Below are 12,623 nucleotides of genomic sequence, written 5' to 3'. Positions count from 1 at the left end.
TTCCTTATTCTTATCACCTTTTTTAAAAGACCGGGGAGTGTTCCCGGTCTGTATAAAATATGATTCCAGGAGGATGGAAAATGGCTATTTCTGCAAAATTGGTTAAAGAACTACGTGAAAAAACTGGTGCTGGAATGATGGACTGCAAGAAGGCACTCCAGGAAACTGATGGTGACATCGACAAAGCGGCAGACTATCTCCGTGAAAAAGGCATCTCCAAAGCTGCCAAGAAAGCGGACCGCATCGCTGCTGAAGGCATCGTGCACGTCGCTTCCAAAGGCAATGACGGCGTCATCGTCGAAATCAACTCCGAAACGGACTTTGTTGCACGCAACGAAGAATTCCAAAAACTCGTCAAAGATATCGCGGAGCATATCCTTGATACTAAACCAGCCGACATCGAAGCACTCAATGCTTCAGAAATGAACGGCAAGAAAGTCGAAGACGTCATGAATGAAGCAGTGGCTAAAATCGGGGAGAAACTCACCCTCAGAAGATTCGCACTCGCTGAGAAGACGGACAATGATGCATTCGGCGAATACCTCCACATGGGCGGCCGCATCGGTGTGCTGACACTTGTTGAAGGTTCCACTGACGATGCAGCAGCGAAAGATGTTGCGATGCACGCAGCAGCCCTGAACCCTAAATATGTCTCCAAAGATGAAGTATCCCAGGATGAACTCGAGCATGAAAGGGAAGTCCTCAAGCAGCAGGCGCTGAACGAAGGCAAGCCTGAGAAGATCGTCGACAAGATGGTGGAAGGCAGAATGCGCAAGTATCTTGAAGAAATCTGCATCGTCGACCAGCCATTCGTCAAGGATTCCGATCAGACTGTTGAACAGTTCCTGAAATCCAAAGGCGGCGCCCTGAAAACTTTCATCCGCTTCGAAGTGGGCGAAGGTCTTGAAAAGAGACAGGAAAACTTTGCTGATGAAGTGATGGGTCAAGTGAATAAATAATAAAAAGACACTTCGGTGTCTTTTTTTCAGATGAGAAAATTTATTCTTCTTGTCATCATGTGCCACATGGGTGGCCCATATGCTTTTTGGATTGAATATTAAATTATGTAAGGATGGAGACATATGCCTGAGACTTCCAAATACAAACGTATCGTACTGAAATTGAGTGGTGAGGCCTTGGCCGGTGAAGATGGCTTCGGCATCAACCCGGTCGTGATCAAGAATATCGCCAAACAGGTGAAAGAAGCCAAGGATCTTGGTGTGGAGATTGCCGTCATCGTCGGCGGCGGAAACATCTGGCGCGGGAAGGTCGGCAGCGACCTCGGTATGGACCGTGGCACAGCCGATTACATGGGCATGCTCGCCACCGTCATGAATTCCCTGGCACTGCAGGACAGCCTGGAGCAGATGGACTGTGAGACCCGGGTGCTCACTTCAATAGAAATGAAGCAGGTGGCTGAACCCTATATAAGAAGACGTGCAATCAGGCATCTTGAAAAGGGCCGCATCGTCATCTTCGCAGCAGGTATAGGAAATCCGTACTTCTCCACTGATACGACTGCGGCACTCCGTGCAGCAGAAGTGGAGGCCGATGTGATCCTGATGGGCAAGAACAACGTGGATGGTGTCTATTCCGCCGATCCGAAACTCGACGGCAATGCACACAAGTACGATACACTCACCTATATGGAAATGCTGCAGGAGAACCTGCAGGTCATGGATGCGACCGCTTCATCCTTTTGTATGGACAATGACATACCGCTTGTGGTATTTTCGATTACAGAAGACGGCAATATAAAACGTGCTGTATCAGGCGAAACGATTGGTACAGAAATCAAAAAGTAATGGGAGAGAAAGAAAATGAGTGAATCAGTCTTAAAAGATGCCAAGTCAAAAATGCAGAAGTCACTGGAAAGCTTGAGCAGGGAACTTGCTACAATCCGTACAGGCCGTGCAAACTCCAACATGCTCGACCGTGTGACGGTGGACTATTACGGTGCGCCGACCCCCGTCAATCAGCTCGCAGGCATCTCTGTGCCTGAAGCACGGATGCTCACAGTGACACCATACGACAAAGGTTCGGTCGATGATGTCCTGAAGGCCATCCAGCAGGCCGATCTTGGTGTAAATCCTACAAGCGACGGCACGATGATCCGCATCACCGTCCCACAGCTGACGGAGGAACGCCGCAAGGAATTCGTCAAGGATGCGCGCAAGGAAGGCGAGAATGCCAAAGTTGCCGTCCGCAACATCAGACGTGATGCGAACGACGAATTGAAGCGTCTTGAAAAAGATGGCGAACTGACTGAAGATGACCTCAGAAGCTATACAGAAGATGTACAGCAGCTGACGAATGACTACATCGATCAGATCGACAAGATGTGTGACGAAAAAGAAACCGACATCATGGAAGTCTGAATCATCATTCCAGGGCAGGATTTTCCTGCCTGTTTTTTTATGTTCTCTCTGTTATATGGTAGAATAAAGTGATTGAGGACACGATATTATCAATGTATACTAATAATTATAATGCTTCAGGAGGATTGTTATGTTTGGTTGGAAGAAGCAAAAGAGAACCGGTTCCGAAAAAGAGCTGCCTGAACATATCGCCATCATCATGGATGGCAATGGCAGGTACGCCAAACAGAAAAATAAACCACGGGTAAACGGTCATTATGAAGGCATGCAGAATGTAAAGCGCATCACAAGGCATGCTTCAGATCTCGGCATCAAGTATCTGACTCTATATGCTTTTTCCACGGAGAACTGGTCGCGGCCGAAAAGCGAAGTGAACTATCTGATGAAACTGCCGGGGGATTTCCTCGGAACGTTTCTGCCGGAACTCATAGAGAAGAACGTCAAGGTAACCACCATAGGCAATTTGGACGCCCTGCCGATACATACGAGAAAAGCCGTACAGCAGGCGGTCGACAAGACTTCCCTCAATACGGGACTCAACCTCATCTTCGCCCTCAACTATGGCGGGCGGGATGAGCTCATCCAGGCATTTAGGAAGATGGCACACGATGTTGAAGACGGCAATCTCGCCCCGGAAGATATTACGGCTGAGATGGTGGACCACCATCTCATGACATGCACAATCCCCGATCCCGAAATGCTGATCCGCACAAGCGGTGAATACAGGCTGAGCAATTTCCTGCTGTGGCAGTCATCATACAGTGAGCTTTTTTTCACTGAGACGCTATGGCCTGAATTTACAACAGAAGAACTCGATCAGATGATTTCACAGTACAGGAAACGTGAGAGAAGGTTCGGGGGACTTAACAAAGAGGAGGAATGACATGAAGACGCGGACGATAACAGCGATCATCGCCTTATCAATATTTGTACCCATTGTCGTTTTGGGCTCATGGCCCCTGCTGATTACAGTCTTCCTTCTGGCCTATACAGCACTGTATGAAATACTCAAGATGAACCGTATCCACATTTTCTCGATTCCGGGGATGCTCTCAATGGTGGCGCTCTTCATCGTCATGATGCCACAGGAATCCTATATGCCCTATATATCGATGTTCCAGGTCGACCTGATCATCGTCATGGCACTGCTCATGCTGAGTTTCACCGTCATCAGCAAGAATAGGTTCTCCTTCGTGGATATGGGATTCTGCGTACTTGCAGTGGCGTATGTCGGCATCGGCTTCATGTATTTCTACGAAACGCGGGAAGAGGGGATCATCTACATACTGTACGGTCTGCTGATCGTCTGGGTCACCGACACAGGCGCCTATCTTTTCGGCCGTGCACTGGGGAGAAGGAAGCTATGGCCCCAGATCAGCCCAAACAAGACGCTGGAAGGCTTTCTTGGAGGCATATTCTGCAGCGTCCTGCTGGCTCTCCTGTTCTATCTGATGGGCTGGATTGAAGGCGTACATGTCCTCCTGTTCCTGCTGCTTACAATGATACTGAGTATGTTCGGACAGCTCGGGGACCTTGTGGAATCCGCATTGAAGCGCCATTTTGACGTCAAGGATTCAGGGCGTCTGCTGCCGGGTCATGGCGGTGTGCTGGACCGTTTCGACAGCTTCATCTTCGTCCTGCCCCTGATGAACATTTTACCGATCATAACTTAATCCAGAATACAGGTGAATCATATGAAAAAAATTTCCATACTTGGTGCAACAGGCTCCATCGGGACACAGGCGCTGACAGTCATAGGGAACAACCCTGAGCAGTTCGAACTCGGCAGCATCTCGATCGGCAGGAATATAGAGGGTCTTGAGAAGATCCTTGAATCATTCAGGCCGAAGCTTGTGAGCGTGATGAAGGACTCGGACCGCCTAGAGTTGAAAGGCAGGTATCCCGATATCGAGTTCATATGTGGCCGGGAGGGACTCATGGCGGTTGCAGCCGATGACGCGGATATCCTGCTCACAGCTGTAATGGGCAGCGTCGGCCTTGGTCCGACCCTGGCTGCAATCGACGCGGGCAAGGACATTGCACTTGCAAACAAGGAGACGCTTGTTGCCGCAGGCGAAATCGTAATGGAGAGGGCCAGGGAGAAGGGCGTCTCGATCATTCCCGTCGATTCGGAGCATTCTGCAATATTCCAGTGCCTGAGGGGTGAGGACCTGCGTGAAATGAAGCGCATCATCCTGACTGCAAGCGGGGGATCATTCAGGGACCTCTCGAGGGAGGGACTCCGGGATGTGACACTCGAGCACGCACTCGACCATCCCAACTGGTCGATGGGCCGCAAGATTACGATCGATTCCGCGACAATGATGAACAAGGGACTTGAAGTCATCGAGGCCAAATGGCTCTTTGATGCGGAAGTGGATCAGATTTCCACAATCCTGCACCGGGAGAGTACGATCCATTCCATGGTCGAGTTCGTCGACAACAGCATCATGGCACAGATGGGGACGCCTGATATGAAGACGGCCATCCAGTTTGCATTCAGCCATCCGAAAAGGCTGCCGATGGATAATCCCATGGACCTCGATGCCCTCAGCCAGCTCAATTTCAAACCGATGGATCTTGAGCGGTTCCGGATGCTTGCACTCGCATATGATGCCCTTCGTACAGGCGGCACGATGCCAGCTGTCATGAATGCCGCGAACGAATACGCAGTGAACCGTTTCCTTGAGGGGGAAATATCCTTTTTGGAAATCGAGGAGATTGTGGAGTCGCGCATGTATGGCCATGAGGCAGTTCAGAACCCGGATCTCGATACGATTCTCTACTACGACCGGCTCTACAAGTCTGATATGAGGTGATGAAATGACCGGCATTTTAGCTTTTATTGTTGTCTTTGGTGTGCTGGTGACGGTTCACGAACTCGGACACCTGATCTTTGCCAAACGGGCCGGTATCATGTGTCCCGAATTTGCCATCGGCATGGGACCGAAGATATTTTCACATAAATATAATGATACGCTCTATACCGTACGGCTGTTGCCCGTCGGCGGCTATGTGCGGATGGCTTCCGAAGAGATGGAAGTCAATCCATTGAATGCCGGCATGCGTGTACAGCTCAAGGTGGATGAAAAGGATGACATCACGCATATCATCCTCGATGACAAGCACAACTTCACCCAGATAGAGGAAGTGGAAGTGATCGAATCCGATATCACGAAAGAGATGTACATCCGCGCGACCCGTCTCCATGATGGAGAGGAGGTCACCTATAACCTGGCGCACGAAGCCTACTTCGTCGAGAATTCGCAATTGGAGCGCATCGCGCCAAAGGAGTCGCGTTTCGAGTCTAAGTCGGTCGGACACCGGTTCATGACGCTTGCTGCGGGACCGCTGATGAACTTCGTCCTGGCATTCGTCCTCTTCACGGTGCTGTTCTATGTGCAGGGGAAACCCACGGATGAAGCGGTCGTCGGTTTTGTTGCAGAGGATACACCTGCTGAGGAAGCGGGTCTCCAGGAAGGGGATCGCCTCGAAACCATCAATGGTGAAACCGTGGATGACTGGAATGATATGTCTGCCATCATCCAGGAGCAGGGTGAACAGCCGCTCGATATTGAAGTGGCCAATGACGGTGAATCTCGGACAGTGGAGATGACGCCGGTCGTCGAAACTACGGAGCTCCCGGATGGTGAAACGTCGGAAAGGCTCATCATCGGCATCGGAGCCGAGATGGAGCGCGGTATGTTCTCCCCGATACTGTGGGGTGCAGAGCAGACCGTCCAGATGAGCACCATGATTTTTGATCTGGTGGTCAATATGTTTTTGAGCATATTTGAGGGGACATTCTCCTTTGATATGCTGAACGGACCGGTCGGCATATACAAGGTGACGGAGGAGGTGGCGGCCCAGGGGCTGATCACACTGATAAACTTCACCGCCATACTGAGCGTCAACCTTGGCATCATGAACCTGCTGCCGATTCCGGCACTTGACGGGGGACGCATCCTGTTCGTCCTCTATGAAGGCATCTTCAGGAAACCTTTGAACAAGAAGGTGGAACTGAACATCCAGCTGGTTGGTGTGCTGTTCCTGCTGATGGTCATGATCCTTGTAACATGGAACGACATAAAGACATTTTTCCTTTAGGAGTGAAATGAATGAGACAATCCAGAATGTTTATACCAACAATGCGTGAAACGCCGCAGGATGCTGACAGCCTGAGCCACCGCCTGATGCTGAAATCGGGGATGATCAAGCAGATGGCAAGTGGCATATATACCTATCTGCCGATCACCAAGCTCGTTCTGAACAACATCGAACAGATCGTCAGGGAAGAGATGAACGACATCGACGGTGTGGAGATCCATATGCCTGTGCTGCATCCGAAGGAACTATGGCAGGAGTCCGGCCGCTGGGAGGCGTACGGCAGTGAACTGATGCGCATGAAGGACCGCCACGAGCGCGATTTCGCCCTCGGTCCGACACATGAGGAAATCGTGACGGCGCTATTGCGCGACGAATTGAAGAGCTACAAGAAGCTCCCGTTGACCCTGTTCCAGATCCAGACGAAATTCCGGGATGAACTCCGTCCACGGTATGGACTTTTGCGCGGACGTGAATTCATCATGAAGGATGCCTACTCCTTCCACAGCAACGAAGCGTCACTGGATGAAACATATCATGATATGTACAAGGCCTATTCGAACATCTTCAGCCGCGTTGGATTGAATTACCGTGCAGTCGAAGCGGATTCCGGAGCAATCGGCGGCAGCCATACCCATGAATTCATGGCGCTTGCGGACATCGGCGAAGATACGATCGCCTACACCGATGGCAGCAACTATGCAGCAAACATCGAGAAGGCGGGATGTCCGATACCGGAAGTTGAGGAATTGAACAGCGACAGGGAAGTCGAGAAGGTGGCGACACCAGCTGTCTCCACATGCAGCTCCCTTGCAGAATTCCTCGACATCACCTTGGAGGAGACGACGAAGACGATGATCATGCGTGTCGATAATGACTACGTGATGATCCTGCTCCGTGGAGACCATGAGCTGAATGATGTGAAGCTCAAGTCCCACTTCGGAACCGATGACATTGACTTTGCCACCGATGAAGAGATCGAGAACCTGCTGAGTGCTTCGCCAGGGAGCCTTGGACCGGTGGGGACGGACCTGCCGGTATACCTGGACCACCAGGTCAGGAATATGCAGGACTATCCGACAGGGGCGAACGAGAGCGGATATCATTTCATCAATGTCAATCATGGTCGGGATTTCGAAGTTGAAGCGTTCGGAGATTTCCGTTTCATCACCGAAGGTGAAATGGCACAGGACGGCAGCGGTCCGGTCAAGTTCATGAGGGGCATCGAAGTCGGCCAGGTATTTAAACTGGGCACCAAGTATTCCGAAGCGATGAACCTGAATGTACTCGATGAGAATGGCAGAAGCGTGCCTGTACTCATGGGCTGCTATGGCGTCGGCATTTCCCGCACCCTGTCCGCCATCATCGAAAGCCATCATGACGACCGGGGCATCATCTGGCCGAAGGCCGTCACGCCGTTCGATGTGCATATCATCACCGCCAACCCTAAGGACAAGCAAGCAGCGGAAATCGCAGAGACCCTCTATGAAGATCTTGGAAAGCACTATCGTGTGCTGTACGATGACAGGAAAGAGCGCGCAGGTGTGAAATTCGCAGACTCCGACCTGATCGGCCTGCCGTACAGGATCGTTGTCGGCCGCGCCGCCAAAGAGGGGAAAGTGGAAGTGAAGGCAAGGGACAGTGAAGAATCCATGGAACTGTCCATCGATGACGTGAAGCAGTATCTGGAAGTGAACTATTAAAAGAAGTTGGGCGCGTAAATCCTGGATTTACGCGCTTTTATAGGAGTGTTGCAAGTGAAGGGAAAGGACCAGTTCAACATCCTGCTCGAACAGGCAGGCATCAGGGGAAATGAAGACTATCTGGCCACGGGGACATTGAAGAAGGTCGTGTCCGATGATGATAGAAGACTGTGGGAGTTCCACCTGCATTTCGAACAGATGATACCTGCCTCCTTAAGGAGCATGATGGAAAAAAGCATCGAGGATGCCTTTTCGAATATCGCAGATACGAAGTTGGTCATTTCTGCAGACCATTACACGGATAAGGATGTCATCGACTATCTGGAGTATGCCCTCATCAACATCAATGTCAATGAGAACATCCGCTTCCAGCTGCTCAACTGTGACAAGCAGTTCAAGGGCGGCGTTTTGGCGTTTTCAGTACAGAATGAAATTGAAGTGGCACATTTCAACAAGCATATCAACGGCAACCTCACCGATGCCTACACCACGTACGGCATGCCGATCAGTGCAGTGGAATTCCATGCCGACAAGGCGCTCGATACCGATCGCCGGACGAAGCTTGAGGCACGCCTGAAAGAAGAGAAGACGGAACTCGTACAGGGCTTCATCGAACAGCAGAAGGATAATGAAGCGGAGATGAAGCAACAGCAGGAAACGGTCGTCAAGCAGATCGGCAAATCCATGAACATGAATGATATCCGCCCGCTTGAAACGGTTGTGGAGGAAGAGTTCAACGTCAAGGTTGAAGGGGTCATCTTCGATTCTGAAGTCAGGGAACTCCGGACCGGACGCAAGATACTCCAGCTGAAGATCACCGACTACACCGATTCGATCGCCGCGAAGATGTTCTCGCGGCATGGCAAGAATGACGATGCCGTCTTCGATGCCCTGTCGAAGAACGACTGGGTGGTCATCGAAGGCAACGTGGAATACGATGAATTTTCAAGGGATATGGTGCTCATGATCCGCAACCTTAATGTCATCCATAAGCCTGAGAAGACGGATCGTAGTGAAGAGAAGCGTGTGGAGCTCCACCTGCATTCGGAAATGAGCCAGATGGATGGCCTCAGGAATATCGGGGAATATGTCAAACGGGCGGCCGACTATGGCCACAAGGCCATTGCGGTCACCGACCACAGCAATGTACAGGCCTATCCGGATGCCTACTACGCTGCACAGGCGAACGGCATCAAGATGATCTATGGCATGGAAGGGCTGCTTGTCGATGATGGTGCGCCGATCGCCTACAAGCCCCAGGATATCGTACTCGATGCCCATGAGTATGTGGTCTTCGACGTGGAGACTACAGGCCTGTCCTCTAAATATGACAAGATCATCGAACTCGCCGGCGTAAAGGTGAAGGATGGCGAAATCATCGACCGTTTCGAGCGCTTCAGCAACCCGAATGAGCCGCTGACGGAAACCATCAAGGAGATTACGGGCATCACGGATGATATGCTGGTGGATGCACCACCGATTTCAGAAGTCATCACAGATTTCAAGGAGTGGGTCGGCGATGCGATATTCGTCGCCCACAACGCGAGCTTCGACATGGGCTTCATAGAAGCGGCCTACAGCAAGGAAGGCCTCGGTTCCTACACCAACGGCGTCATCGATACGCTCGAACTGTCCCGTGCAATCAACAAGGATTTCAAAAAGCACGGACTGAACATACTCGCGAAGAAATATAATGTGGAGCTGACCCAGCACCACCGGGCCATCTATGATGCGGAGGCGACGGCCTATATCTTCATCAAGATGCTGTCGCAGATCAGGAAGCTCGGCATAGACAACCACAGCCACATCAACGAAAAGCTTGCCGACTCCGATTCCTACAAGCGGGCCATGCCGACGCATGTCACTCTGCTCGTACAGAACCAGGAGGGGCTGAAGAACCTGTTCAAGATCGTCTCCGCCTCACTGACCGACCACTTCTATAAGACACCGCGGATCAGGAAGCAGGTGCTTGAAAAATACCGGTCCGGCATACTGATCGGCAGTGCGTGCGATTCCGGTGAAGTGTTCACGACCATGATGCAGAAGTCATATGACCAGGCGAAGAAGGTCGCGGGCTTCTACGACTATCTTGAAATCTTCCCTAAAGCGCTCTACAGCCGGCTGCTCGATCGTGAAATTGTACGCGATGAAAAGACCCTGGAGGAGATCATCACAAACATCATCACACTCGGTGACGAGCTGAACAAGCCGGTCGTCGCCACAGGCAACGTGCACTATCTGGATGAATCGGACAAGCTCTGCCGGGACATCCTTGTGAAGAGCAATCCGGGGAATCCTCTTTCACGCGGACGTCTGCCGGATGCGCATTTCAGGACGACGGATGAAATGCTGGAAGGGTTCGCCTTCTTGGACGCGGATGTCAGGAAGGAAGTCGTCATAGACGCACCGAACGGCATTGCAGACAGTATAGAAGAGGTCGTCCCGATCCAGGACAAGCTCTATACCCCGAACATTGAAGGGGCGAATGATGAAATCAGGGAACTCAGCTACAGCAATGCCCGTAGCCTTTACGGGGATGACCTTCCCGAAATTGTGGTCGAGCGGCTTGAAAAGGAGCTCGACAGCATCATCGGCAACGGTTTTGCAGTCATCTACCTGATCAGTCAGAAGCTCGTCAAGAAGTCCCTTAATGACGGCTATCTCGTCGGTTCACGGGGGTCCGTCGGTTCGAGCTTCGTCGCGACGATGACCGAAATCACAGAAGTCAATCCGCTGCCGCCGCACTACGTGTGTCCCGAATGCCGGACGAGTGAATTCTTCATGGACGGCAGTGTGAGCTCGGGCTATGACCTGCCCGATAAGGATTGCGGCACATGCGGTTCGGCCCTCATCAAGGAGGGGCAGGACATTCCATTCGAAACCTTCCTCGGATTCAAGGGCGACAAGGTGCCGGATATCGACTTGAACTTCAGCGGTGACTACCAGCCGGTCGCGCACAACTATACGAAGGAACTCTTCGGTGAAGACAAGGTCTTCCGTGCGGGAACGATCGGCACCGTCGCAGAGAAGACGGCCTTCGGCTACGTCAAAGGCTTCCTGAACGACAATGGCCTCCATCGGCGGGGCGCGGAGATCGACCGGCTCGTCCTCGGATGCAGCGGGGTCAAGCGGACGACCGGACAGCACCCGGGGGGCATCATCGTCGTTCCGGACTATATGGACATCTTCGATTTCACGCCGATCCAGTACCCTGCGGATGATATAGAATCGGAATGGAAGACGACGCACTTCGACTTCCATTCCATCCACGATAACCTGCTCAAGCTGGACATACTCGGACACGATGATCCGACGATGATCCGCATGCTGCAGGACCTTTCGGGCATCGATCCGAAGACGGTGCCCGTGGATGATCAGGAGACGATGTCGCTCTTCAATTCACCGGAAGTGCTCGGCGTCACTGAAGAGGATATCGTATGCCGGACAGGCACGCTCGGCGTACCGGAGTTCGGTACAGGATTCGTGCGGCAGATGCTTGAGGATACTCGGCCTTCGACATTCAGTGAGCTCGTACAGATCTCAGGCCTGTCACACGGGACCGACGTATGGCTCGGCAACGCCCAGGACCTCATCAGAAGCGGCACATGCGACCTCAAGAACGTCATCGGCTGCCGGGACGACATTATGGTCTACCTGATGTATCAGGGGCTCGAACCTTCTCTTGCCTTCAACATCATGGAGAAGGTGAGGAAGGGGAAGGGACTTTCCGAAGAGCATGAATCCGCAATGCGTGAGCAGGGTGTACCGGGCTGGTACATCGATTCATGCAAGAAGATCAAATACATGTTCCCGAAAGCCCACGCGGCGGCCTATGTACTCATGGCCGTGCGGATCGCATATTTCAAGGTGCATTATCCGCTCTACTACTATGCAAGCTATTTCACCGTACGCGCCTCGGACTTCGACCTGTTGACGATGGTCAAGGACAGCACGACGATCAAGCATAAGGTGAAGGAGATGAACCAGCGGTTCCAGGAGCTGACCAAAAAGGAGAAGGATACGCTCATCGTACTGGAACTGGCGAATGAAATGGCGCAGCGCGGCTATAAGATCCGCCCGGTGGATGTCGAGAAGTCGGACAGCACCGAATTCAAGATCGAAGGGGACGCGCTCATACCGCCGTTCCTCGCTGTACCGGGTCTCGGGGCAAGCGTCGCAAGGCGCATCGTCGAGGCGCGTGAAGAGGAGCCGTTCATCTCCAAGGAGGACTTGAACAAGCGTGCAGGCGTCTCTCCGAAGATCGTGGACTACCTGACCGAACTCGGCAGCCTGAACCACCTGCCGGACAAGGCCCAGCTGTCGATCTTCGACATGTAGTGCGTAGTTGCAGGCACGTTTGCTCTGTGATATAATAATTGTGATATTAAATACCCAGTCACAAGGAGAAGAACGGGCTAGCCCGTTCTTCTCTTAGTTT

At 52.0% G+C, this 12,623-nt stretch carries 9 protein-coding genes; all 9 read left to right on the top strand.

Annotated elements, in window-relative coordinates; genetic code table 11:
- Window positions 1-80 precede the first annotated feature (80 nt).
- Window positions 81-959, top strand: a complete 879-nt coding sequence (gene tsf, locus LLU09_RS03445; protein ID WP_228310473.1) for a translation elongation factor Ts — start codon at window positions 81-83, stop codon at window positions 957-959.
- Between the two features lie 123 nt (window positions 960-1,082).
- Window positions 1,083-1,805, top strand: a complete 723-nt coding sequence (pyrH, locus tag LLU09_RS03440; RefSeq protein ID WP_040105635.1) for a UMP kinase — start codon at window positions 1,083-1,085, stop codon at window positions 1,803-1,805.
- Between the two features lie 15 nt (window positions 1,806-1,820).
- On the top strand, window positions 1,821-2,378 hold the full coding sequence (frr, locus tag LLU09_RS03435; protein ID WP_228310472.1) for a ribosome recycling factor: 558 nt from the start codon (window positions 1,821-1,823) through the stop codon (window positions 2,376-2,378).
- Window positions 2,379-2,508: 130 nt separating this feature from the next.
- Window positions 2,509-3,261 (top strand): undecaprenyl pyrophosphate synthase, encoded by a 753-nt coding sequence (locus tag LLU09_RS03430; RefSeq protein WP_228310471.1) that lies wholly within the window; start codon window positions 2,509-2,511, stop codon window positions 3,259-3,261.
- Window position 3,262: 1 nt separating this feature from the next.
- Window positions 3,263-4,051: a phosphatidate cytidylyltransferase gene (locus LLU09_RS03425; RefSeq protein ID WP_228310470.1), complete on the top strand. Its 789-nt coding sequence runs from the start codon at window positions 3,263-3,265 to the stop codon at window positions 4,049-4,051.
- Window positions 4,052-4,072: 21 nt separating this feature from the next.
- Window positions 4,073-5,197: a 1-deoxy-D-xylulose-5-phosphate reductoisomerase gene (dxr, locus tag LLU09_RS03420; protein ID WP_228310469.1), complete on the top strand. Its 1,125-nt coding sequence runs from the start codon at window positions 4,073-4,075 to the stop codon at window positions 5,195-5,197.
- A gap of 4 nt (window positions 5,198-5,201) precedes the next feature.
- Entirely contained in the window at window positions 5,202-6,485 is a 1,284-nt protein-coding gene (gene rseP, locus LLU09_RS03415; RefSeq protein ID WP_228310468.1) for an RIP metalloprotease RseP, read from the top strand.
- Window positions 6,486-6,496: 11 nt separating this feature from the next.
- The gene (locus tag LLU09_RS03410; RefSeq protein WP_228310467.1) at window positions 6,497-8,185 is read left to right on the top strand and encodes a proline--tRNA ligase; all 1,689 of its coding nucleotides are present in this window, start codon (window positions 6,497-6,499) and stop codon (window positions 8,183-8,185) included.
- Between the two features lie 54 nt (window positions 8,186-8,239).
- Window positions 8,240-12,523, top strand: coding sequence for a PolC-type DNA polymerase III (locus tag LLU09_RS03405; protein WP_228310466.1), 4,284 nt, complete (start codon window positions 8,240-8,242; stop codon window positions 12,521-12,523).
- The last annotated feature ends 100 nt before the right edge of the window (window positions 12,524-12,623 follow it).

Origin of the sequence: Salinicoccus sp. RF5 (assembly GCF_020786625.1) — a bacterium.
GTDB lineage: Bacteria > Bacillota > Bacilli > Staphylococcales > Salinicoccaceae > Salinicoccus.
The sequence above is the reverse complement of the archived record's forward strand: the minus strand, read 5'-3'. Positions and strand labels throughout refer to the sequence as shown.

Coding starts and splice junctions, on each gene's coding strand:
- tsf (WP_228310473.1), top strand. CDS start 81: ATGGCTATTTCTGCAAAATTGGTTAAAGAACTACGTGAAAAAACTGGT.
- pyrH (WP_040105635.1), top strand. CDS start 1,083: ATGCCTGAGACTTCCAAATACAAACGTATCGTACTGAAATTGAGTGGT.
- frr (WP_228310472.1), top strand. CDS start 1,821: ATGAGTGAATCAGTCTTAAAAGATGCCAAGTCAAAAATGCAGAAGTCA.
- LLU09_RS03430 (WP_228310471.1), top strand. CDS start 2,509: ATGTTTGGTTGGAAGAAGCAAAAGAGAACCGGTTCCGAAAAAGAGCTG.
- LLU09_RS03425 (WP_228310470.1), top strand. CDS start 3,263: ATGAAGACGCGGACGATAACAGCGATCATCGCCTTATCAATATTTGTA.
- dxr (WP_228310469.1), top strand. CDS start 4,073: ATGAAAAAAATTTCCATACTTGGTGCAACAGGCTCCATCGGGACACAG.
- rseP (WP_228310468.1), top strand. CDS start 5,202: ATGACCGGCATTTTAGCTTTTATTGTTGTCTTTGGTGTGCTGGTGACG.
- LLU09_RS03410 (WP_228310467.1), top strand. CDS start 6,497: ATGAGACAATCCAGAATGTTTATACCAACAATGCGTGAAACGCCGCAG.